This is a genomic window from Psychrobacillus soli (assembly GCF_006861775.1).
In the GTDB taxonomy this organism is placed as follows: Bacteria; Bacillota; Bacilli; order Bacillales_A; family Planococcaceae; genus Psychrobacillus; species Psychrobacillus soli.
This window is the reverse complement of record NZ_VDGG01000006.1, coordinates 52878-75403: the sequence shown is the minus strand read 5'-3', so window position 1 is coordinate 75403 and position 22526 is coordinate 52878. Positions and strand designations below refer to the sequence as shown.

Below are 22526 nucleotides of genomic sequence, written 5' to 3'. Positions count from 1 at the left end.
GATTAGTACAATAATATAAAATCCGGCACCAACAAACTTGGCACCGGATATTAAGAAAGTATTTTAGTTTTCAACTATACTGTTCTCTTAGTATAAATACCTATCAAGCAGTTTTATTTATATCTTTCATTACATCACGATCATTTTTGTATTTAAAACTTATGGCAAAAATAATGGCAAGAACGATTGTATAGGACGCAAAGATTAACCAAATATTTTGCCAATCTTTTACGCCGTCAACTGTGAAGAAATCCACAATTTTTCCACTAATGATAGCGCCTAAATAAGTGCCCAGACCATTTACCATTGTCATGAATAAGCCTTGTGCGCTACCGCGAATGCGACTATCTACTTCTTTCTCTACAAACATGGATCCGGAAATATTAAAGAAGTCAAAAGCAGCACCATACACAATCATGGATAATAGTAATAAGCTAAATCCTAAGCCCGATGGTTCTCCAAAAGCGAAGAGAACAAAGCGTAATGTCCATGCTACCATACTTAACAGTATGACTGTCTTAATCCCAAATTTACGTAAGAAAAATGGAATGGCTAGAATAAATACTACTTCTGAAATTTGTCCAATTGATAATAATATAGCAGGATACTTAACAGCAAGACTATCTTTAAAGCTAGGATTTAACGCAAAGTCATGTATAAACGGGTCAGCAAAAGTGGTATTAATTTGCAGTGCAGCCCCTAATAACATAGCAAAAATGAAAAAGACAGCCATTTTCTTTTGTTTAAACAATACGAGTGCATCGAGTCCTAACCGACTGACTAGCGATGCGTCCTTCTTAGCAGTAGATGTTGGACAGTCAGGCAGTGCAAGTGAAAACAGTGCAAGTAAGAGAGCAGCTCCCGCTCCAATGTATAGCTGCATATTACTTAACTCAAATCCGAAAAGACTAATTGTCCATAAGGCAAGGATAAAGCTAACAGTTCCATAAACGCGAACGGAAGGAAATGTTTTCGTTGTATCGTGCCCTTCTTTTTCTAGACCAAAATACGAAATGGTATACGCCAAAGAAATTGTCGGCATGTAGAACATTGCATTAAAAAGCATTACCCAAAACAAAAGACTAGGGTCTGAGACCTTCGCAGCAAAAAATAAACAAATAGCCCCCAGAAAGTGGAGAATTCCATATAATCTATTTGCCTTTACAAAGCGGTCGGCTATTATCCCTATAAGACTTGGCATAATGAGAGAAGCTAGCCCGATGGAGCTATAAACGAGTCCAACCTCTGAGCCAGAAAAATGCAACGTATTGAACATATAAGATCCAAGCGTAACAAGCCAAGATCCCCAAACAAAAAACTGTAGAAAAATCATTATTTTAAGGCGCGATTTAATTGTCATTTCTTCCTCCTACTTGAGCTACGGCGCCTATCTTTTTATAAGTTCACCGGTTATTTAACATTTAGACGATTTAGTTTACTTTTTTGGATAACTGAGTAATGTAATCGAAGAAAGCGTCGCGATCAACATCATAAACCACATTTACAGGACGCCCATTAGCTGTTTCTTCTGTTCGACCTTGACTCGGTCCATTTGTATGAACGATACTATTAACGCTTTTCACTTTTACAAGATCAGGATTACCAACAAACGCTGTAGTTAAAACATCCCACAAAAAGTATGTGGAGTTAGTTGTGAAGTGAACCAGTGGTGGGCACATCGCATAACATTGACCAATAAAATCAACACCTAAATATTTACGTTCAGATGCCCAGCGTTTACGTATATCTTCCGTAAGTGGTACTTGGCTTGTACTTTCAAGAGCCACTAAATCAATTTCTATGCTGCTTTCCCATACACGCCCTGCTGCCTCAGGATCCCAGAACACATTCCATTCAGCTGTACCATCATGTTCGGGCTCTTCCACATTTCCTGTTTCACGAAATGTACCACCCATCCAAACAAGTCGTTCAATTTTCTCCTCAATTGAAGGATCTTCATCTAATGCGCGAGCAAGATCTGTAAGTGGGCCAGTGAATAGAAGGGTTGTTTTTTCAGCCGATGCGTGAATGGCATCTATCATATGAAGATGTGCTGGTTTTTCAGCTACTGGTGTATCAATTTTACCGGATTCATTTAAAATCGGCAGAGCATCAACAAAGAAAGCATGCAAACGCCAATCTTTTGGGAATGGATTTTTTCCGCGAGAATTTGATTCTGCTACATCAAGACTACCATGTCCAAAGCGATCCATAATCTTTCGGCTGGCAAACATCGCAGGTTCCAAATAACAATCAGCTGGAATGACGGATACACCAGTTAGTTCAACGTTGTCCATTTGCATTAATAAAAACAACGAAACAAGATCATCAACGCCTCCATCATGATTAAAGTATATTTTCTTTTTCATTACTCATCGATCCTCTCGTATTGAATTTAATTTATACTACTTACGAATGCCTGGCATACCATTTCGCATTTTAGTTTTAACATTCTTGAAAAGAATTATTTCCTAAACGAAAAAAACGCTCCGATTTCTACCGGAGCGTTGACTAGGGCATATGTAAATACGGAGGAAGGGTTTGAATCCTTCATCCATATAACAATTAACTCGTAGTCAAGCCCTTTACGGTGGCTTGGTAGAAACTTTTGGGCCATATTCCCAACATTATACGACATAATTCGACATTGTTTTTTTATAATAACTACTACATATGGTTTAGTCAATAAAAATTACAATCCAAATTTATACATTTGAGAGGGATGTACTTAAATAAGACCGACAGTTTAACAGTACAAGGAACTTTTCGATTGAATGGAGAATATTAATTTAGAGCACTAAATTTCGGAGAGAAACGATAAAATGGTAATTCCATTTCGGAATAGAGGATAAATTATATAAAAATAAAACAATCATTTAGATCACAATTTCACTAGTGTTGGTAGGGTTTGTAATCTTTGATTGGAATTATTTTTCACAATCTATTGAATGGAAATTGAATTGGGACTTTGTGGCCCCTAGACCAAGTAAGATAGAAACAGATTTAATACAAGTGGTGGTTTTCCAAGTGAAGGGGAGACCTTTATTGTTCTTCATTATAGGTCTATTGAAAATAAGTTGAAGGAGAAAGATGGTTGGACACCTATTAATAGAGAAACCTTTGATACAGTTTCAAACCCCTTTGAAAACTTTCTAAAAAGTGTGACTAATATAAATGATGCGCAAAATATTAAAAGATTATTTCAAGCGTATCCAGTGACTTATAATATTTATGATAGTTTCTTTTATAAATTAGGAGAAGATAATAGCTACATACTTGCAATTTCCAATACGAAGGAACAAAAACTGTTTGTAATGGAATGGATTCAATAATTGAACGTATGCTCGTGATGTTGGCCATGTGATAGACGGGTTGGCAGTACCGCTATTAGAGCATATTAATCTAAAAATGGAAGACGCTATCCAAAATAGATCAGATAGCGCCTTGATATTTCGAATAGTTCTATTAAGGGTTCGTCGACCATAGTCCAGCATGTTTTAATACAACACGTGGATGAAGTTTTAGCTGTGCAACCATTAAGTCTGCTAAATCTTCTGCTTGCATCACTTTTTCTGGATTGCCGTCTGTTAAGTTTAGCTCGACAGCCATATCTGTTGCAACCGTACTTGGCGTTAACGTTGTAACACGAATATTTTTCTTACGTACTTCAAGCATTAATGACTCACTTAGTCCGATAATTGCAGCTTTTGAAGCCGAGTATGCACTTGTAATAGGTGCCCCTTTCTGACCAGCTGTTGATGAGATATTAATGATGTCTCCTGTGTTGCGCTCTATCATTTCTGGTAATACCGCACGTGTTGTGTAGTACACACCTTTTACGTTGACATCGATAATATTTGTCCATTCTTCAGGTGTTAAGTCCATGAAGCTACCGAATTTTGAAATGCCGGCATTGTTTACTAAAATATCGAGTGCGCCAAGCTCGCCACGAATCGATTCAACTGCTGCTGTGATAGAATTTAAATCTGCTACATTTGCACAAGCGTATGCTACCTTCACATCATACTGTTTAAGTTCCTCTGCTACTTGTTGTAAGTTATCAAGCGTACGTCCAACAAGACCTACGTGAATACCTTCTTTGGCAAAAGCTAGTGCTGTTGCGCGTCCAATTCCACGTCCTGCACCTGTAATTAACGCCACTTTTCCTGCGATCGTTTGCATATTTTTTGCTCCTTTAGATGGGATAGTTTTATTTTAGACGAAATAAAGTGTATTAAACTAAAACATTTTAATAATTAAGTAAGGTGAGTTTGATAAAACTACTCTGGTGATATAATTAATAACATTGTTTTACTCATAAATGTTTGCCGCCTAAAATAGATAAAGATTTGTCTTTAATACTAACTTCATTCTACTTAAGGTTTTCTACATTGTGAAGAATGCACTTTTTTGTGCGGAGGTTACCAAAAGGTTACTTACTTATATGAAAGGGAGTTAGCTCTATGTCGGATAAATTAAGAGAAGAGATAAAAGAGAGAATAATAAAGCAGGATTATCATTGTGAAAAAGAACTTACCTTATCGATTATTAGTGGGAAATGGAAAGTTGTTATTTTGTGGCATTTAGGTGTAGAAGGACCACATCGCTTCAGCGAACTTCAAAGACTGTTTCCGAAAATATCTCATAAGATATTAACAAACCAATTACGTGAACTGATGGAAGATGGAATTGTTCATAGAGAAGTGTTTCCAGAAATTCCACCGAAAGTAGAATATTCAATGACTGAACTAGGGATGACGTTATTACCAATCGTGGAGATGATGTATGAATGGGGAAAAAAGAGGATAGATCAAATTAAACAAGAAAACAACCAGGTTGAATAAGAAAAAATGAGATTATTTCTAATGATCTAAATTACCTGAGCTATAAACAAAAGTTATAATGAATATAAAAAGGATACTTTGTTGGATAAAAAATCTTGGATTTATTCCTTATTATGTTAAAAAGACAGAAAGAGATTTAAGTTTTATCTTGTCCCATAATTGGGCGTCATTGTGGAACAAGCGTCTAATTTCTACTTCAAATAAAGGGGGCTTTAGTTAAAAATCATGAGGTTTGGTTGCTTAGGCAACCCTTTTTTCTTATTGAACAAACGTACCCTTAGTGTGAGAAATATAAAGCGAAAACCACCAAAAATTGGTGGTTTTTAATCTATTTTAAGAAAAATCTTATGAATATTACATCTCAAACAAATCTGTACTCAAATATATTAAACCGGAATCGTTAATAGTTAAAACAATATTCGCTTCTTTTTCTTACTAGTACTACTTCCAGCTTGGAATGTTCGATAGAAGAAAGTCATTTTATTACCAAGAAGGAATGAGGGATCCATCAAATCTTTCTTCGATAAATTGTTTCACTTCTTCCGAACGATACAAATCGACAAATTGTTGAATTACTTCTTCATCTTTTGATTCGGTTCTGGCAGCGATAATGTTCACGAATGGAGAATCTTTTGACTCAATAAAAATGGAATCATCTGCTGGCGATAGACCAGCATCTATTACGAAGTTCGTATTAATAGCTGCAGCTTCAAGTTCATTCAATTGACGGGGAATTTGTGCTGCATCAAGTTCAATAAATTGGAAGTTCTTCGTATTCTCTGTAATATCATGGATTGTAGCATTAGTGTCTAGACCTTCTTTGATCTTAATCATACCGGCACTTTCAAATAGCATTAGTGCACGTCCACCTTGTGTTGGATCATTTGGCAATCCAATTTTCGCACCATCTGGCAGTTCGTTAACATCTTTTACTTGATTGGAGTAAATGCCCATTGGGAAAGTGACTGTTTTACCTACAGCAACGAGATCCAGATTACGGTCTTTTTTCATTTGTTCAAAGAAAGGAATCGTTTGGAAAATATTCAAGTCAATCTCTTTCTCGGCTAAAGCAACATTAGGCATTACGTAGTCAGAAAACACTTGTAGTTCAATTTTTAGACCATCTATTTCTGCCAGTTCTTTCACTTTTTCAACGATTTCTTCATGGGGTCCAGCAGTTACGCCGACTGTTAGAACACCGTCACTTAATAAGTCTTCATTTGCTTCCTCTGATTTTTCCTTACCACCGCAAGCAGCGAGTACTGTTAAAACTAAAATGAGTAATCCTGTAAATAACCACTTTTTCATCATTATTCCCCTATCTGTTGTTTTCTTGTTTGTTGTAGATATAATAAAAACCTCTCATAGATGAGAGGTTCATTAGCAATTTGAAGATATGCAAACGTCCTCTCTCATTTTTCAAAACGGTATCGTTTTGCAGGATTTAGCACCTTTCCACACTTAAACATATGGTTGGTTGCCGAGCTTCAACGGGCCAGTCCCTCTGCTACTCTTCATGAGAGATAAAAATTATTTCATTTTTATTAATGTAAATCACTATACTTGACCAGGGTGACTTCGTCAATGTAAAATTCAAAAAATTATAGTTATGATTGGTATTGTTTGCTGTATTTATTGAACTACTTGTCTTGCATAACAGTGTATATATAGCATGGAAATGATAAGATACAAAAAGAGGTGAATCATGATGAACGGACAAAATAGAAAAGACGTTAAACCAGGATTAGAAGTATATATTATTTTGAAAAAAGACCAACGAACAGGTCAAAAAACGAAAGGTATCGTGAAGGACTTGCTTACAAACTCATCCTTCCATCCACACGGCATAAAAGTTCGATTAACCGACGGACAAGTAGGACGAGTATGTGAAATTATCGAAAAATAAGGAGCGTAAAAAATGAATGTAGAATCGCAAATATTACAATGGTTTGATCATTTCCACAAATACCCGGAAATTAGCTGGAAGGAATACGAAACAACGAATAAACTTGCAGAAATTTTAGATGCGCTACAAGTGTCATATCGCCGTTTCGATGATGTGACGGGGTTACTGGCTGAAATTGGAGAAGGCGACGAAGTCATTGCTGTTCGTGCGGATATCGATGCACTTTGGCAAGAAGTGGATGGCGAATTTCGTGCCAATCATTCATGCGGACACGATGCGAATATTTCCATGGTTTTAGGAGCTTTATTATTACTGAAAGATGAAAAGCTAAATAAGCGCATCCGCTTTATATTCCAGCCAGCAGAGGAAAAAGGAAATGGTTCAAATGCGATGATTGATCGAGGGGCGTTGGAAGACGTGACGCATTTATTTGGTGTGCACTTACGTCCAATTGAAGAGCTTCCTTTCGGGAAAGTATCTCCGGCAATTCATCACGGAGCAGCGATGTTTTTAGAAGGAAAAATTAGTGGAATTGATGCGCACGGTGCACGCCCACATCAAGGGAAAAATGCCATTGATGTGACAGTAGCCATTCATCAAGCACTGAAAAATCTTTATTTCTCCCCATTCGAAGCGTATTCTGCGAAACTGACAAAAATTCAAGCAGGTGGAGAAAATGCGAATATTATTCCGGGTACTGCAACATTTTCAATTGATGCACGTGCACAAAAAAATGCTGTTTTATTTCAAATGAAAGACCAAATTGAAAAAGACTTACACGCCATTCAACAATTATTTGATATAGAAATAGAGTGGGAATGGGAAGACATCACGCCAGGAGCCGAAGTTTCCAAAGATGCAGCAGCTATGACGAGAGAAGGAATTATCGAAGTAGTGGGAATGGAAAACCTCGCAGAAGAAGTGATTACTTCTGGAAGCGATGACTTTCACTTTTATACGATTAGACATCCCGAAGTGAAAGCTGCAATGATTGGTATTGGAGCAGATCTAGCACCAGGTTTACATCATCCGAATATGACGTTTAACTACGGGGCACTTGCAATTGGTGCAAAAGTTATAGCGAAAACGCTTTCAAATAGTGCTAAAAACAATTGACGATAAATTAGTTAAGCTATAAAATTATCCTATTAACGACTATTTAGCGACGATTCTAAATTGTCTACATAGTCTTAAGGGGGATTTTGTATGGGAGAAAAAGAGAAAGTAGTTTCTAAAAAAGAAATGTCTTTGCTATGGGCTATGATTCCATTGCTTGTGATGATTTTATGTATGATTGTAGCAGTCGTTGTTTTAGAGCAAGGACCGCATATACCATTGATCATTGGGACATCCGTTGCTGCATTAGTAGCGTGGAAGCATGGTTTTAAGTGGAATGATATTGAAGAAATGATGTACAAGGGAATTAAATTAGCATTACCAGCGGTCGTTATTATTATGTTAGTAGGATTAACGATCGGTTCTTGGATTGGCGGCGGCGTGGTAGCAACGATGATTTTTTATGGTCTGAAAATAATAACGCCGGCATTTTTTTTAATAACGATTTGTGTAATATGTATGATTGTTGCGTTGGCTATCGGTAGTTCTTGGTCCACGATGGGAACAATCGGCGTTGCTGGAATGGGGATTGGACTTAGCATGGGGATTCCGGCACCTATTATTGCTGGTGCTGTTATTTCAGGAGCTTATTTTGGTGACAAAATGTCCCCTTTATCAGATACGACGAATTTAGCGGCAGGTTTAACAGGTACTGATTTGTTTGTACATATTCGTCATATGCTATTTACTACAGTTCCAGGAGTCATTATTGCCTTAACAGTATATGGTTTACTTGGGATGAAATATAAAGAAAGCAATATAGATCAGGAGAGTATTCAACAAACGATTTTCATGCTAGAAAAAAGCTTTGTCATCTCTCCATGGTTACTGTTAATACCAATAGCGGTTATTGTACTTGTTTCCAGAAAGGTTCCAGCAATTCCTGCATTAGTTATAGGAATTATCCTTGGTTCAATAGCACAAGTACTAGTACAAGGTGGGACTATTGGAGAAGCAATAGGAGCACTTCAAAGTGGATTTGTTATTGAAACTGGAAATGCGATGGTTGATGATTTGTTTAATCGTGGTGGTTTAGATTCGATGATGTACACAGTATCAATGACAATTGTTGCGATGACATTTGGAGGGATTTTAGAGTATTCTGGTATGCTACAATCCATGATGAACCAAATATTAAAATTAGCGAAATCAGCTGGTTCGCTAGTTGCATCAACGATACTAGCTTGTTTTGCTACAAATGCAACATGTTCCGAGCAATACATTTCAATTGTTGTACCATCTCGAATGTTTGCAACTGCTTATACAAAAATGGGATTACATTCGAAAAACCTTTCGCGTGCTTTAGAAGATGGTGGAACGTTAACGTCTGTATTCATCCCTTGGAATACTTGTGGTGTCTTCATATTAGGGACACTAGGGGTTGGGGCATTTGAGTACGCTCCATACGCTGTACTAAATTATGTTGTTCCGTTGTTATCTATTGGGTATGCAGTAACTGGTTTCACCATCCAGAAGTTATCGAAAGCAGAAATAGTAGCTTTACAACAAAAAGAAGCGATGGAAGTATAAAGGAAAAAGGAAAGTTCAGTATTATTGAACTTTCCTTTTCATTAATAAGTAGGAAAACTAAATTCATAGATAGAACGGGGGCGTCCTTGTTGGTAAGTCATTTCTTCCCCAACAACCCGGGCATACCCGTGATCCACTAGCTTTTTTAATAATCGTTCTGTCGTACGTCTACTCACTTGTAAATAGACTTCTAAATCATTCGCCGTAAACTCAACAGAGCTATGTGAACGACTAAATTGCATGATTTTGGACAAATTTGCGGGACTCATCGTCGTTTCTTTTGCTATTTGAACTAGTTTCGGATCATTTGTTTTCAAGCGTACTTGCTGTTTGTTATTTGGGTATGGACCAAGTAATTCTTTATGGTCGGTTAATAAATAAGCAGTGTTCTCAGCTGCATACGGCAAAGCATCTTTTGCATTTTGTGTTGCTTCTATCACTGTTTTTCCATAGCCGAATGCTATTTTTATAGGGGCCGAAGCAAGGTCAATCCAATGTTGGACGGTATTATTTTCAAGTGCTAGCTGCACATTGCCTTGTGTAGAAAAGAATGTATATAAATGATTAGCTGATTGGACGAGATTAGCTTGAATCGTGCCAGCTATTTTCTTTAATGTGTCTTCTGGAATTACTTCTTTTGATTGGATGAATACAATAGCAATTTTCGCGGACTCGCTCTTTGCTAAAAGCGCTATAGATTTCGCATCTTCTAGTCCTTTTAAGATAAAGTTTTTAGAATCTAGCATCCGAATTACAGGAATATTTTGGTCTTGCAACGCATTAAATACGGCATGAATACTCGTGATTGCAAGGGCAGTTTTTCCGCTTTGGTGTAATTCAGCATGAAATTTTACGACCTCTTTTAATTGGAAAGTAGGTTCGATTTTTAGCATATGTGGATACTGTTTCTGTTGCCCGATATCTTCCAATACATTTTGTATTAATTGTGGTTCGATTAAGTCAATCGAAAGCTGTTCAATCGGAATATTATTAGAAAAATAAACGGATAATAACGTTGTTGTAATCACTGTTTCATCCTGTTTTAAATAATGGGTCGGTACAGGTAACTTTTTACTTGCCTCTTTTGCATATATGTATGGAAGGGAACCAGAGAAAAATACGACATCGCAAGGTTTGATGTTTTTTACTATTTCGGTTGCATCAATAGGCGATTGATAGATATAATAATCCAAACGAGTAGAAACTAATTCATGTTCCAGGTTTTTTAATCGGTCGATAAAGTTTGCAGAGCCTAGTACAGCTATTCTAATATCCATAAGAAATCCCCTTTTTTTGTAACATTAACGTCTATTTAACGACAACTATAACGATAAAATAAAAACTTGTAAAGAAAGTAGGAAAATAAAATGAAAATTAAAGAAATAGAAATATTCGCCATAAGATTACCTTTAGTAGATCCATTTATCATTAGTTACCATACTTACGATGATATGCCTTCGATTATCGTCAAGCTAACGACAGAAGATGGGCTTGTCGGATACGGCGAAGCAGTTGCGGATGAGCACGTAACGGGCGAAACGTGGGAAGCAACATATGCACTACTACAAAACACATTAGCACCGTTGCTAATTGGCGAGAATCCAATGGAATTTGAACGTCTACATGAAAAAATGGACAAAGCGGTCTATCAAGCACCTGCTGCAAAAGCGGCTCTTGATATTGCTTGCTATGACGTAGTAGGAAAAAAATTAGGGGTACCGGTCTATCAATTACTAGGTGGGCGTTACCACGAGAAGTTCCCGATCACACATGTTTTAAGCATCGGCACACCTGAATCGATGGCAGCAGAAGCGGAAAGCCGTATGAAAGAAGGCTATGCATCGTTTAAGATGAAAGTGGGAACAGAAGTTCAAGCCGATGTAGAACGTATCCAAGCTGTACGCGAAAGAGTAGGAAAAGACATTGCAATTCGTGTAGATGTAAACCAAGGCTGGAAAAACAGTGCAAATACGATTACCGCAATGCGTCAATTAGAGCATTTGGGACTAGACTGGCTAGAGCAGCCTGTAGTTGCGGATGATTTCAATGGAATGGTTGAAGTAAAAGCAAAAACAAGCACACCTCTTATGATGGACGAAGGTTTAAGAGGATTCCGCGATATGCGCGAACTAATCGAGAAGCAAGCAGCTCATAAAGTAAATATTAAGCTCATGAAATGCGGAGGTATTTATCCAGCGATGAAGCTAGCTCATATGGCAGAAATGGCAGGAATCGAGTGTCAAATTGGCTCCATGGTCGAGTCTTCGATTGGATCAGCAGCAGGATTCCACGTAGCATTTTCGAAAAAAGCATTTACAAGTGTCGAGTTAACAGGTCCGTTAAAATTCTCGAAAGATATTGGAAATCTACACTATGACGTGCCTTTCATTCAGTTAAATGAACGCCCGGGACTTGGAGTAGATGTAGACGAGTCTATATTACAAGAGCTAACTGTATTCCAGACGAAAGTAAGTGGTATTTAAATGAAAGAATGGACAGGTAAGCTCGGAGAAAAAGATTATGTAGTTCGTTTATTGGAAAAAGACAGTGTGGAAGCTATTTTACTCCTCCAGGATCTTGTTTTGAGAACGCTAATAAACAATGATTTTTTATCGCCAGTAACGAAGGAAGAATACGAAGATTTTGTTTCAAAAAGCCTAATGGTAGGTGTATTCGTAGAGGATAAGTTAATCGCATTTCGCGCATTAGCGATACCTGAAATAGACGAACATCACCTTGGTTATGATATCGGACTGAAGACAGCGCAATTAGGCCAAGTTGTCTATCAAGAAATTACAAATGTGCACCCAGACTACCGTGGATTTGGTTTACAAAAAAAACTTGGAGCTATCGTAATGGAACTATTAGATGCATCTCCGTATACGCATGTATGCGCAACAGTCGCACCATTTAATATAGCAAGTTTAAAAGACAAGTTAAGCCAAGGTATGGTCATCGGTGCATTGAAAAATAAATACGCAGACATGTTGCGCTACGTATTTTATAAAAAACTCCATGAAGAGCGGGAAGCCGGTAGCGAAGAGTTGGAAATTCTTATGGGAGACACAGAAAAACAACAGCAGTTACTAGCAGAAGGTTGGATCGGAACAGGTATTTTGCAAAAAGAGAATGAATGGTATGTGACTTACGAGGAAAAAGGTTCGTATATGTAAAAAGATAGCTAAGGACAACCAAATATATTACGCTACGTATTTTATAAAAAACTCCATGAAGAGCGGGAATCCGGTGATGAAGAGTTGGAAATCAACATGGCTGACACAGAAAAAAAGCAAAAGCTACTAGCAGATGGTTGGATCGAAACGATTATCATGCTAAAAGACGGAGAATGCTATGTGACTTACGAGGAAAAAGGGGCATTGGCTTTTCATAATTAGTTGAATAAATTATAAGCCGCAAGAAGAAAAAGAGAGTATGTTCTTCTTGCGGCTTATCTTAATGATGGAAGAATTATCTACGGTTTGGCAAAGGCATTATTGTTATGAAAAGAGGATCATAAGAATTAGGTGAAAATTCGAGTTCACCTATTTGTTGCATATAATAGGATTTATCACGGCGGTATGAGATTCCTTCGGGAAAAGCAAATGCCAATGAGCTAAATCCTAGCAACTCTATTACAATTACACTTTTTTTAGTGCCGTTCATTTCAGAACCTGTGCCTACTTTACATTTTCATGCTCTTTCCAACATCCGCTCTAGTGCCGTAATAGCATCTTTTGCAGTTAGCTCGTCTACTTTGATAACATTCACTTCTTCTTTGTTTACAATGCTTTCCAGGCTCCAAAGTAGATGAGGAAGATCGATTCGGTTCATAGTTAAACACGGACACATACTTGGATTCAACGAAATAATCTGTTTGTCTGGATGCTGTTGGATAAGGCGGTTGACGAGATTCATTTCCGTCCCAATTGCCCACTGGCTGCCTGGTGCTGCTTTTTCCATTGTATCAATGATGTACTTTGTAGAACCACTGTCGTTCGATAATGAAACGACTTCCCGTGAGCATTCGGGATGTACGATAATACGCATGTCGGGATATGTTTCACGTACATGGTTGATATTTTGGACGGTGAATTTTTCATGGACAGAGCAATGTCCTTTCCACAAGATCACTTTAACGTCTTCGATTGCTCCTTCAAAGACGAGTTTATCGTTTATCGGATCCCAAATAGCCATTTGCTCAAGTGGAATGCCGATATCATATGCAGTGTTTCTGCCTAAATGTTGGTCTGGCAAGAACAAGATGCGTTCCTTTTGTGTGAATGCCCATTTCACCATTTGATGAGCGTTTGATGAAGTCACAGTTGCGCCACCATTTTTACCGACGAAGGCTTTAATTGCTGCGGTTGAATTGACGTATGTAAGTGGTACGACTGTGTCTCCAAATGTTTCTGTCAATGTATCCCATGCACGGTCCGTCTGGAAGATGTTCGCCATGTCGGCCATTGAACAACCTGCACGCATATCGGGTAAATACACTTTCTGCGAATCCGTCGTCAAAATATCAGCGGTTTCCGCCATAAAATGGACGCCGCAAAAAACGATATGCTCTGCTTTTTCATTGGCAGCGCAAATCTGCGCCAGTTGCAGGGAATCGCCAGATGTATCAGCAAACTGAATTACTTCATCTTTTTGGTAGTGATGCCCTGGGATGAAAAGTTTTTCGCCAAGTTGCTGCTTGATCTCCGCAATACGTGTTTCCATTTGCTCACGTGATAAGTTCCTGTACGATTCGGGTAATGTACCGCTCTTTTTCTCTTCGAAATAGTGCAAGATAGACAAGTCGATCCCTCCATTAATTTGTACTAATTGTTACGTTCGCGCTAATGTCTAAAGCTTTGACAGAGTGTGTCAAGTAGCCTAATGAAATATAGTCAACACCAGCTTCTGCATAATCACGAATCGTATCGTTCGTGATCATTCCGGACGCTTCCGTAATGATTGTTTCTGGAACAAACTTCTTCCATTCTTTAATTGTTTCGGGTGTGCAATTGTCGAACATAATAATATCCGCATTAACTGCAATCGCTTCTTGCAGTTGTTCAAACGTCTCTATTTCCACTTCAATTTTGACGGTGTGACCAATAGTAACTCTCACAGCTTCGATGGCTTTTGTAATGGACCCTGCAAAAGCAAGATGATTATCCTTCAACATAACAGCATCATATAATCCGTTGCGATGATTGAATCCGCCGCCTGTACGGACAGCGTATTTATCGAGCATGCGTAAGCCTGGCATCGTTTTTCGTGTGTCGCACACTTTCGTTCCCGTTCCTTTGATCTTTTCCACAATTCTATGCGTCTCGGTCGCAATGGCACTCATTCGTTGGATCAGATTCAATATGACACGTTCACTTTTTAACAAGCTACGTACAGGTCCTTTCGCAGTAGCGATTACGGTCCCTTTTCTAATCTGCTCGCCATCCTCTATATGACAGATAGCGGTTGATGAATGATCAACAACTCGCAATCCTTCTTCAATCACTTTCTTACCGCAAAAAATACCATCCGTTTTCGCGATGATACTCAATTCACCAGTCACTTCTTCTGGGAATAAAAAATCACTGGAAAGATCATTGTCTCCAATGTCCTCTATATAAAAGTGTTCAAGCATAGATTTCAATTTCAGTGTGTTCACGTTGTCGTTCCCTCATTTCAATTCCTTTTTTTGACTGGACAATATGTAATTGCCCCCATCGTTTATTCTCCATAGAAAAATCTTTCCGGTTATGCGCACCGCGGCTTTCTTCTCTAAGCAATGCAGCATTTACTACAAGCTTTGCAGTTTGAAGCATGAATAGTTTTTGGATGTTATCGATACTCCATTCATCGAATGAATTAGCCATGAAGCTCGGATAATCGTATTCGCTTAGCCACTTTTTGAGTAGCTCAAGTTCCGAATGTGTTCGAATAATCCCAGCGTAGGCCATCATTTTTTCTTGTATTTCCTCTTTATTTGGGAATACGGGTATGTTTAGAGATGATGTTTTTATTGGATAAAAAGAAGTAACACCAGTTTCATTCATATCTATCTGTTCATTCAAATGAACCGCCAATTTCTTCCCATAATAAAGACCTTCCAACAAGGAATTGCTGGCAAGTCTATTCGCCCCGTGAACTCCTGTTGCTGCCGTTTCACCAATTGCGTAAAGGCCATCAATGGAGGTTTGACCAACTGAATTGACGGCGATTCCACCCATAAGAAAATGACAGCCGGGAGCTACCGGAATTTTCCCGCTTTCTATTGAAATCCCGTTCACGGAGCACAGCGCTGTAATCGTCGGAAATTTTTCTTCAAATTGGTGAATAGTTGAAATGTCCAAGTAGACATCGTTTCCTGTCGCACGTTGATGAAATATTTCCTTCGCGACAATATGACGTGGCGCTAAGTCTTCAAGTAAATGCTTCCCTTTCATCAAGGCAATTCCTGATTGATCTATCAATCGGGCCCCTTCACCCCTTACTGCCTCAGATACTAATCCTGCTGTTTTCCCGTTTATATAGAGTAGGGTTGGATGAAATTGAATGAATTCCATATCTGTAATTTCTGCACCTGCTCGATATGCCAATGCAACCCCATCTCCTGCAACAGAAGAATCGTTTGATGTGTAAGAGAATAATCCACCTATTCCACCGACAGCTAGAACGACATTGTCACTAAAATACACTTCGTTATTGCCATCTGGATCTTTCGCTTTAATACCAATACACTTTTTTGAATCAGGGTGAATCATGAGCTCGTAAACAAAACGATTTTCTATTACATCAATCGTCGGTCTTATCGAAGCGATGAGATGTTCCATCATATGTTTTCCGGTGGCGTCACCTCCGCAGTGAACAATTCGTTTTCGACTATGAGCGCCTTCCATCCCTAGAGCCAATTGCCCGATTTCATCTTTATCAAATGGAAGTCCAGCGTTTTTCAACTGTTCAATGAGTGCAGGACCATTTTCAACGAGTACACGGACTTCCTGTTCGTTATGGTAGTCACATCCTGCCTTTATCGTATCTTCATAATGAAAAAACGGTGTATCTTCTTTTCCAATTGCAGCTGCAATACCGCCTTGAGCTCGATATGAATTACTCGCCCGTCTCGTAGACTTTGTAATAACAAGTACGCGAGACTTGTTGTTTAGGTGATTCGCAAGCTGCATAGCAGCAATTCCACTCCCGACAATGATGCAATTGTACATTTTCACTCTCATTCCTCCAAAAATAGCGGGTGTCTTGTCACCTATCTTTACACATTTCAAAAACTATGGCAAGATGAATTTATACTTTTATCTGGGGGAATTATCATTGCATTATTTCGACTATGCAGCAACGACACCATTACATCCGGAGGCAGCACATGTTTATGGGAAAATTTCTCAAGAGTGTTTTGGAAATACAAGCAGCTTACATGAAATAGGAGGAGTAGCGCAAAATATGCTCGCTTTTTGCCGTGAAGAACTTGCCAATATGCTAGGTGTGGAATCAGCTGGGGTATATTTTACTTCTGGTGGTACAGAAAGTAATCTATTGTCTATCATTTCGCTTGCTAAAGCGAATAAACATAGAGGAAAACATATTATTACAACTTTAGGTGAACACCCTTCCGTTGATTCGGCACTTGACTATTTAAAAGAGGACGGATTTACAGTGACGGCAATCCCGTTTACGAAAGAAGGATTTGTCGATCTTCAATTATTGGAAGAAGCGTTAACAAGTAATACGATTCTAGTCAGCGTGCAACATATCAATCCGGAAATTGGCACGATGCAACCGCTTGATAAAATTGCTGCGATCTTAAAGGAACGTTCTATTCTTTTTCATAGTGATTGTGTGCAATCTTTTGGGAAAATAGATTTGAAGAAGGTCGCAAAAATCGTGGATAGCTTTACAGTTTCGAGCCATAAAGTATACGGACCAAAAGGTGTTGGGGTAGCGTACATCCATCCACGCCATCGGCTTGTCCCAGTTTTCCCAGGACTCGTCCACGAATCAGGCTTCAGAGGCGGTACAGTCAACGTTCCTGGTATTGCGGCATTTGTAACAGCAGCTAAACAAACGGAAGAAACATTGACTCACCAAGAAACATACAGAGCCTTTCGGAACGCTTTTCTAAAAAAAATTATGAAACATTCGGAATTATTTACGGTTTATCAGTCGAATGATATAGATCAACAACTTCCTCAAATCATCGGACTTGGGATAAAAAACGTGGAGGGCCAGTTGGTTATGCTAGAATTGAATCGACACGGATTTGCTATTTCAACTGGAAGTGCGTGCAAGGTTGGACAGCAGCATGCATCGAAAGTGTTGATAGCGTTACAGGTTGATTTGCAAAAAGCAAAGGAGTTTATAAGAATTTCTTTTGGCAGCGGAACAACTTTGGAGAGCATCGATGCGTTAACGGATAAGCTCGTTCAGATTGCACAGAAAATCCATGCACCAATGATGAAAAAGTGACAGTGCAAGGGGGGATTAAAGTGAATGAAAATGAAAAAATATTGGGAGAAGCTCGTCTGGAGTTTATTGTACAAACATTACGAACTACCAATAAGCCGATTCCGGGAAGAGAACTTGGAGAAATGACTAATGTAAGCCGGCAAGTTATCGTCAGCGATATTACACTTTTGAAGGCTCGAAATGAACCAATTATTTCCACAAGCCAAGGTTACGTATATATGCATGTACAAGAAATTCCTGGAAAAATGAAAAAGACGATTGTATGTCGCCATACTCCGGAACAGACCGAAGAGGAACTGAACATCCTCGTCGATAACGGGGTTACTGTTAAAGACGTTAAAATTGCACATCCTGTATACGGCGAACTTAGTGCATCCATCATGGTGTCTAACCGGAATGAAGTAAAAGAATTTATCAAGAAAGTTAACGAAGAAAAAGCAGTTTTCCTATTGAACTTAACGGAAGGCGGCATCCACCTTCATACACTATTAGCAGACAATGAAACTCAATTAAAAAACGCAGAAGAGGCATTGAGAAAAGTAGATATTCTTGTCGAATGACAGATACCTGTTTTTTTTGAGTAACAAAGAGTACGGAACCGTTAATCTCAAATTGTTTTCTTCTTTATTTGCAGGGATTTTTGTGAATAAAGATTGGGTGAAAGTTTACATTGCCGATTTATTAAAAAGTTTTTTGGATTATCGGTTTAAAGCATGCTTGTGGCTTCTGGAATTAGTCAAATCGAAGCATAAAAATGAAAAAACACCTAGTGCGCAATCAGTGCTACTAGGTGTTTTTCATTCAACTAAATCTTTTTCCAATCAAAATCTCTAAATCCACAGTTATTTCTGCGGATTCCCTCTCCAAAAAGTCCTTCAACTTTTCTTCGGAAGCTGCCCAAGTTAAAGGAGTCATGCGAACTAATGCATGGATGAGCGGATTGTCCAATTTAACCGTATAACGTATTGGAGAAGTATTCACCATTTCGAAATTTTCTTTAAATAAATCCACCGTATCTGCATTAGAGTACGCTTGCTTTTCGGGTTCATCATAGACAATCTCTCTTAACTCTTTTAAATAATCTGTTTGAGGGACTACTTTGATCACTAATCCATCCTCTTTTAATAGGCGATTAAACTCCACATAATTAGAAGGGGAAAGGATATTCAAAATAATATCAAATTGTTCCTCTTGAAATGGCATTTTAGCTAGATCTGCTACTAGCCAAACTTTATCTGTATAGTTTTTAGCTGCTGCTAATATACCTTCCTTGGAAATATCTATGCCTATTCCATGTACAGGCTTCTCCAACTCCGAACTTACCGTATCGCATATAGAAGACAAATGAGAACCCTCACCACATCCAGTATCGAGGATGAATGCTTCATCACTTTTCATCACGAGCTTCTTTTGGACAATATTAGCTATTGCTTGACTCATTGGTTCGAAAAAAGCCCCATCGGTAATCAGCCTTCTCCGTGCTTCAAATAAATCGTTTCCGTACTTTGTTTTAATCGGGTGTGCAAGCAAATTTATATATCCTTGTTTACTAAAATCATATGTATGATTATTTACGCAAACTAAACTTTGTAAATCATTAACGCTCATGGATGAGTCACAAATAGGACATTGAAAAATGGATTCTAATCCACTGACATATTGCGAACTTTTTATTCTATTGGTCATTTTAGACAAAATAACACCTCTTATTTTCTTTAGAAAATGAACGAATAACCCCTTAAGTAAGAATATGGGATGATTGTTTATGAATAGTGTAGCAAGGCTATTTTTTAATTGCAAATGACGTTAAAAAGCATAAAGAATAAAACCACCTAAGGAATAGAAGTTCACTAGGTGTTTTTGCTTTTTTTCCTGAGTTCTATCCTAATAGTTCAGTAATAAGTATGAGGCTCACTCAAGACCTATGACTGAATTCAGAATAGGGAATTAGAATTACAATTAGAATAATAAGAATATTTGTCAAGTGAACTTAGGATCCAAGGTAACTTCACAATAGAAGGGGTGCATGAAAATGAAAAACCTATATAACGATTCACGATTCCGTCTAATTATTTTTGCTAATATTGCTTCATCTATTGGATCTGGCATTACGATGATCGCGGTACCGTGGATGCTCGTATCAAGTGAAAATGGGAGTGCGGTATTTGGCTACGTTACAATATGTATGACAATTATTAGTTTTTTAATTACTCCGCTAGTTGGTAATCTAATCGATAAAATGTCACGAAAGAAATTGCTGTTAACGAGCAATATAGTAAGTTTCATAATGTTGCTATTTTTTTCAGTCATTGGATTTGTAGGTCTATCTTATGAGGTCTGGCATTATATAATCATTTATATAATAGGAAGCTTGTATTACACTGTTTTTTTCCCAACGATGTTTGCTTTAAATCAAGAAATTTTTAATAAAGATCAATATAAAACGCTAAATGGCACAATGGAAGTTCAGGGGCAGTTATCAAGTGTCATAGCTGGTGCATTAGCTAGCATTTTACTGACTAAGTGGCATTTGCACTATATTTTGCTCCTTAATGTATTTGCCTATATGGCAGCAATTTATTTGTACATTAAAATTCCTTATGTGAGATTTAAGAAGAGTGAAACAAAGGGAATTTCCAAATCAAAAGGTACTGAAGGGTTAACCTACATGTTGAAACGTCCTGCCATGTTCTTATTTTTATTTTTTTCGATCATGCCATTTATAGGTGTTATGATTACCAATTACTTGTTTCCTGTCTATTTAGCGGATGTGCTAAAAGCTTCTGGAAGTTTTTACGGTATCCAAAGTATGGTTTATGGGGTAGGAGCAGTAAGTGCGGGGATTATTGTTCCTATTATCGCTAGAAAATTGGGGGATGAAAAGACAATAGTTTATAGTGTTATTACTTATACCATTGCTATTTCTTTAATTGTTATTGCTAATATACCTTTCTTCTTATCACTTATGTTTTTTATTGCACTTGGAAACAGCGGTGCGCGTGTTGCTCGAAATTCTTTCTTAATGGACCGCATACCGAATGAAATAATAGGAAGAGTGGATAGTTTATTTCGATCGGTTGGGCTTCTATTAAGGATTCTTTTACTTAGTATTTTTACAGGTATGGTATCAGCAGGTCTCATTATTTATTGTTTCCTTATACTTAGTGGAATACTAATCATAGCATCTGTATTCGTGTCTTTCTCTTGGAGAAATGGCTTCGAGGTAAATGGAAAAAATATTGAACTTAAGATGAAAAATAAACAATTAGCAAAAGCTAAAACTTGAAATGACCTTCCAAATGTGTATAATGTAAATTAATTGCATACGTTAAATGTTTTCTAGGGTTCCGCAATAAGTAAGTTGGTCCGTGACCGAGAGAAAACTCGCAGCTTATGGCTGTGTCACGGAAGGATAAAAGCCTGGGAGAAACTGTTTTTACAGTTCTCCTAGGCTTTTTTATTTTGAAATTTGGAGGGGTTTTTGTGAACAAAAAGGAAAAACTGTATTTACTGTTCTCTTAGGCTTTTTTGTTTATTGATATTTAGAAAAATAGGAGGTTCATATTGTGATGAACAAAGATTGGGTGAAAGTGTATATTGCTGCTTTTTTTGAAGTTTTTTGGGTGATTGGCTTGAAGCATGCTGATGATTTCTGGACTTGGTCAGGGACGGTTATTTCAATTATCGTCAGCTTTTATTTGATGATAGTCGCTGGCCGTAAGCTTCCTGTCGGAACTGTATATGCTATTTTTGTCGGAATGGGGACAGCGGGAACAGTTATCTCGGAAATTTTGTTCTTTGGAGAAGCGTTCAAACTAAGTAAAATGCTGTTGATCGTTATTTTATTGGCCGGTGTGGTGGGATTGAAATTAGTTACGAAAGACAAAGTGCAAGAAGGAGATGAGTCATAATGGCATGGATTTCACTAATAGTAGCAGGGATTTTTGAAATGTTTGGTGTGGCGATGATTAACAAATTGCATAAGGAACGTAACTGGCAATCGCTCGTTCTTTTAATTCTTGGATTTGGAGGTAGTTTCCTACTTCTTGCATATGCGATGAAAACTCTTCCTATGGGAACGGCATATGCCATTTGGACAGGAATCGGTGCATCTGGTGGTGCTATTTTAGGTATGATCTTATACGGAGAACAAAAAGATTGGAAAAGACTTGTTTTTATTGCAATGGTATTAGGAGCAGCAATAGGTTTGAAGTTAGTATCTTGACGATAATATGTGACTTCAAAGATAATCCGCCATTAAAAGCAAATTATCTTATTTTTTCCTATTCATAAAGTAAAATGCCGTACCAGCAATAAACAAACCCGTACTTAACGCCATTGCTATGCCGTTCCATTCTCCATTGAATAAGGTAATATTGGTTAGTGTAATAAATTGCATGAAGACAATGATGATATATAATCCCGTTATTGCTTTCATAAAATTTTCTCCTTTGAAATATATTTATTTCTTCTCTCTAATAATAGTATTAAATAGTCTTTAATCAGCTTAAGTAAAGTCATATAAATGATGAAAAGACCTAAAGAAAGACCAACAGAAAAGTTAAGTGGATCCCGTTTCTTGCTTTCGTATCAATTAAATATGGATTAAGTACCTATCAAAATTAATAATATGCTAGTAGCAAAGGAGGAAATGACAATAG

At 37.8% G+C, this 22526-nt stretch carries 23 protein-coding genes and 3 riboswitches; of the genes, 13 read left to right on the top strand and 10 right to left on the bottom strand.

Features of this window, described 5'->3' with window-relative positions; translation table 11 throughout:
- Positions 1-103: 103 nt before the first annotated feature.
- Together FG383_RS04195 and FG383_RS04190 are read right to left on the bottom strand one after the other, a co-directional pair.
- Positions 104-1360 (bottom strand): nucleoside permease, encoded by a 1257-nt coding sequence (locus FG383_RS04195; RefSeq protein WP_142605595.1) that lies wholly within the window; start codon positions 1358-1360, stop codon positions 104-106.
- Positions 1361-1430: 70 nt separating this feature from the next.
- Positions 1431-2369 carry a nucleoside hydrolase gene (locus FG383_RS04190; RefSeq protein ID WP_142605594.1) on the bottom strand — a complete coding sequence of 313 codons (939 nt, stop codon included), beginning with the start codon at positions 2367-2369 and terminating at the stop codon, positions 1431-1433.
- Between the two features lie 184 nt (positions 2370-2553).
- A riboswitch (purine riboswitch) is annotated at positions 2554-2655 on the bottom strand.
- Between the two features lie 422 nt (positions 2656-3077).
- Here FG383_RS04190 and FG383_RS04185 point away from each other — a divergent pair.
- On the top strand, positions 3078-3332 hold the full coding sequence (locus FG383_RS04185) for a hypothetical protein (protein WP_142605593.1): 255 nt from the start codon (positions 3078-3080) through the stop codon (positions 3330-3332).
- 133 nt (positions 3333-3465) lie between these two features.
- On the opposite strand, the gene FG383_RS04180 is transcribed toward FG383_RS04185, so the two are convergent.
- On the bottom strand, positions 3466-4182 hold the full coding sequence (locus FG383_RS04180; protein WP_142605592.1) for a 3-ketoacyl-ACP reductase: 717 nt from the start codon (positions 4180-4182) through the stop codon (positions 3466-3468).
- 281 nt (positions 4183-4463) lie between these two features.
- Between FG383_RS04180 and FG383_RS04175 the strand changes: the two genes are divergently transcribed.
- Positions 4464-4844, top strand: coding sequence for a winged helix-turn-helix transcriptional regulator (locus FG383_RS04175; RefSeq protein ID WP_142605591.1), 381 nt, complete (start codon positions 4464-4466; stop codon positions 4842-4844).
- 483 nt (positions 4845-5327) lie between these two features.
- Here FG383_RS04175 and FG383_RS04170 read toward each other — a convergent pair whose 3' ends face one another.
- Positions 5328-6152 carry a MetQ/NlpA family ABC transporter substrate-binding protein gene (locus FG383_RS04170; protein ID WP_142605590.1) on the bottom strand — a complete coding sequence of 275 codons (825 nt, stop codon included), beginning with the start codon at positions 6150-6152 and terminating at the stop codon, positions 5328-5330.
- A 101-nt stretch (positions 6153-6253) separates the two neighbouring features.
- A riboswitch (SAM riboswitch) is annotated at positions 6254-6367 on the bottom strand.
- 185 nt (positions 6368-6552) lie between these two features.
- Here FG383_RS04170 and FG383_RS04165 point away from each other — a divergent pair.
- The 3 genes from FG383_RS04165 to nhaC all read left to right on the top strand — a co-directional run bounded on the left by FG383_RS04165 (position 6553) and on the right by nhaC (position 9396).
- Complete coding sequence (locus FG383_RS04165) at positions 6553-6750, top strand: YwbE family protein (RefSeq protein ID WP_142605643.1); 198 nt, start codon at positions 6553-6555, stop codon at positions 6748-6750.
- Positions 6751-6762: 12 nt separating this feature from the next.
- Positions 6763-7866, top strand: coding sequence for an amidohydrolase (locus FG383_RS04160; RefSeq protein WP_142605589.1), 1104 nt, complete (start codon positions 6763-6765; stop codon positions 7864-7866).
- 90 nt (positions 7867-7956) lie between these two features.
- Positions 7957-9396 carry a Na+/H+ antiporter NhaC gene (gene nhaC, locus FG383_RS04155; RefSeq protein WP_425467622.1) on the top strand — a complete coding sequence of 480 codons (1440 nt, stop codon included), beginning with the start codon at positions 7957-7959 and terminating at the stop codon, positions 9394-9396.
- Positions 9397-9437: 41 nt separating this feature from the next.
- Here nhaC and FG383_RS04150 read toward each other — a convergent pair whose 3' ends face one another.
- A complete protein-coding gene (locus tag FG383_RS04150; RefSeq protein WP_142605588.1) occupies positions 9438-10673 on the bottom strand; it encodes a hypothetical protein in 1236 nt (411 codons plus the stop codon).
- Positions 10674-10763: 90 nt separating this feature from the next.
- On the opposite strand from FG383_RS04150, the gene FG383_RS04145 reads away from it, so the two are divergent.
- The 3 genes from FG383_RS04145 (at position 10764) to FG383_RS21455 (ending at position 12791) form a co-directional block, all read left to right on the top strand.
- Positions 10764-11879, top strand: a complete 1116-nt coding sequence (locus tag FG383_RS04145; RefSeq protein WP_142605587.1) for a mandelate racemase/muconate lactonizing enzyme family protein — start codon at positions 10764-10766, stop codon at positions 11877-11879.
- Positions 11880-12569 (top strand): GNAT family N-acetyltransferase, encoded by a 690-nt coding sequence (locus FG383_RS04140; protein ID WP_185907841.1) that lies wholly within the window; start codon positions 11880-11882, stop codon positions 12567-12569.
- Positions 12570-12665: 96 nt separating this feature from the next.
- Positions 12666-12791, top strand: a complete 126-nt coding sequence (locus tag FG383_RS21455) for a hypothetical protein (RefSeq protein ID WP_281285271.1) — start codon at positions 12666-12668, stop codon at positions 12789-12791.
- A 295-nt stretch (positions 12792-13086) separates the two neighbouring features.
- On the opposite strand, the gene nadA is transcribed toward FG383_RS21455, so the two are convergent.
- The 3 genes from nadA to nadB are packed head-to-tail and all read right to left on the bottom strand — an operon-like array spanning position 13087 to position 16607.
- Positions 13087-14196 (bottom strand): quinolinate synthase NadA, encoded by a 1110-nt coding sequence (gene nadA, locus FG383_RS04135; protein WP_142605586.1) that lies wholly within the window; start codon positions 14194-14196, stop codon positions 13087-13089.
- A 13-nt stretch (positions 14197-14209) separates the two neighbouring features.
- The gene (gene nadC / locus FG383_RS04130; RefSeq protein WP_142605585.1) at positions 14210-15052 is read right to left on the bottom strand and encodes a carboxylating nicotinate-nucleotide diphosphorylase; all 843 of its coding nucleotides are present in this window, start codon (positions 15050-15052) and stop codon (positions 14210-14212) included.
- A complete protein-coding gene (gene nadB, locus FG383_RS04125) occupies positions 15021-16607 on the bottom strand; it encodes an L-aspartate oxidase (protein WP_142605641.1) in 1587 nt (528 codons plus the stop codon). The genes nadC and nadB overlap by 32 nt, the downstream gene beginning before the upstream one ends.
- A 106-nt stretch (positions 16608-16713) precedes the next feature.
- On the opposite strand from nadB, the gene FG383_RS04120 reads away from it, so the two are divergent.
- On the top strand, positions 16714-17865 hold the full coding sequence (locus FG383_RS04120; RefSeq protein WP_142605584.1) for an IscS subfamily cysteine desulfurase: 1152 nt from the start codon (positions 16714-16716) through the stop codon (positions 17863-17865).
- A 20-nt stretch (positions 17866-17885) separates the two neighbouring features.
- Positions 17886-18425: a transcription repressor NadR gene (locus FG383_RS04115; RefSeq protein ID WP_142605583.1), complete on the top strand. Its 540-nt coding sequence runs from the start codon at positions 17886-17888 to the stop codon at positions 18423-18425.
- 241 nt (positions 18426-18666) lie between these two features.
- Here the strand turns inward: FG383_RS04115 and FG383_RS04110 are convergent, their stop codons facing one another.
- A complete protein-coding gene (locus FG383_RS04110) occupies positions 18667-19551 on the bottom strand; it encodes a putative RNA methyltransferase (RefSeq protein WP_142605640.1) in 885 nt (294 codons plus the stop codon).
- Positions 19552-19897: 346 nt separating this feature from the next.
- Here FG383_RS04110 and FG383_RS04105 point away from each other — a divergent pair, with 346 nt between their 5' ends.
- From FG383_RS04105 to FG383_RS04095, 3 genes are all read left to right on the top strand, one after another.
- Positions 19898-21151: an MFS transporter gene (locus FG383_RS04105; RefSeq protein ID WP_142605582.1), complete on the top strand. Its 1254-nt coding sequence runs from the start codon at positions 19898-19900 to the stop codon at positions 21149-21151.
- A 42-nt stretch (positions 21152-21193) separates the two neighbouring features.
- A riboswitch (guanidine-I (ykkC/yxkD leader) is annotated at positions 21194-21294 on the top strand.
- Positions 21295-21434: 140 nt separating this feature from the next.
- On the top strand, positions 21435-21776 hold the full coding sequence (locus tag FG383_RS04100) for a DMT family transporter (RefSeq protein WP_142605639.1): 342 nt from the start codon (positions 21435-21437) through the stop codon (positions 21774-21776).
- Positions 21776-22090 carry a DMT family transporter gene (locus FG383_RS04095; protein ID WP_142605581.1) on the top strand — a complete coding sequence of 105 codons (315 nt, stop codon included), beginning with the start codon at positions 21776-21778 and terminating at the stop codon, positions 22088-22090. The genes FG383_RS04100 and FG383_RS04095 overlap by 1 nt, the downstream gene beginning before the upstream one ends.
- Before the next feature lie 48 nt (positions 22091-22138).
- Here the strand turns inward: FG383_RS04095 and FG383_RS20820 are convergent, their stop codons facing one another.
- On the bottom strand, positions 22139-22303 hold the full coding sequence (locus FG383_RS20820; RefSeq protein ID WP_185907840.1) for a hypothetical protein: 165 nt from the start codon (positions 22301-22303) through the stop codon (positions 22139-22141).
- Positions 22304-22526 lie beyond the last annotated feature (223 nt).

Coding starts and splice junctions, on each gene's coding strand:
- FG383_RS04195 (WP_142605595.1), bottom strand. CDS start 1,360: ATGACAATTAAATCGCGCCTTAAAATAATGATTTTTCTACAGTTTTTT.
- FG383_RS04190 (WP_142605594.1), bottom strand. CDS start 2,369: ATGAAAAAGAAAATATACTTTAATCATGATGGAGGCGTTGATGATCTT.
- FG383_RS04180 (WP_142605592.1), bottom strand. CDS start 4,182: ATGCAAACGATCGCAGGAAAAGTGGCGTTAATTACAGGTGCAGGACGT.
- FG383_RS04175 (WP_142605591.1), top strand. CDS start 4,464: ATGTCGGATAAATTAAGAGAAGAGATAAAAGAGAGAATAATAAAGCAG.
- FG383_RS04170 (WP_142605590.1), bottom strand. CDS start 6,152: ATGAAAAAGTGGTTATTTACAGGATTACTCATTTTAGTTTTAACAGTA.
- FG383_RS04165 (WP_142605643.1), top strand. CDS start 6,553: ATGAACGGACAAAATAGAAAAGACGTTAAACCAGGATTAGAAGTATAT.
- FG383_RS04160 (WP_142605589.1), top strand. CDS start 6,763: ATGAATGTAGAATCGCAAATATTACAATGGTTTGATCATTTCCACAAA.
- nhaC (WP_425467622.1), top strand. CDS start 7,957: ATGGGAGAAAAAGAGAAAGTAGTTTCTAAAAAAGAAATGTCTTTGCTA.
- FG383_RS04150 (WP_142605588.1), bottom strand. CDS start 10,673: ATGGATATTAGAATAGCTGTACTAGGCTCTGCAAACTTTATCGACCGA.
- FG383_RS04145 (WP_142605587.1), top strand. CDS start 10,764: ATGAAAATTAAAGAAATAGAAATATTCGCCATAAGATTACCTTTAGTA.
- FG383_RS04140 (WP_185907841.1), top strand. CDS start 11,880: ATGAAAGAATGGACAGGTAAGCTCGGAGAAAAAGATTATGTAGTTCGT.
- FG383_RS21455 (WP_281285271.1), top strand. CDS start 12,666: ATGGCTGACACAGAAAAAAAGCAAAAGCTACTAGCAGATGGTTGGATC.
- nadB (WP_142605641.1), bottom strand. CDS start 16,607: ATGTACAATTGCATCATTGTCGGGAGTGGAATTGCTGCTATGCAGCTT.
- FG383_RS04110 (WP_142605640.1), bottom strand. CDS start 19,551: ATGACCAATAGAATAAAAAGTTCGCAATATGTCAGTGGATTAGAATCC.
- FG383_RS04105 (WP_142605582.1), top strand. CDS start 19,898: ATGAAAAACCTATATAACGATTCACGATTCCGTCTAATTATTTTTGCT.
- FG383_RS04100 (WP_142605639.1), top strand. CDS start 21,435: ATGAACAAAGATTGGGTGAAAGTGTATATTGCTGCTTTTTTTGAAGTT.
- FG383_RS04095 (WP_142605581.1), top strand. CDS start 21,776: ATGGCATGGATTTCACTAATAGTAGCAGGGATTTTTGAAATGTTTGGT.
- FG383_RS20820 (WP_185907840.1), bottom strand. CDS start 22,303: ATGAAAGCAATAACGGGATTATATATCATCATTGTCTTCATGCAATTT.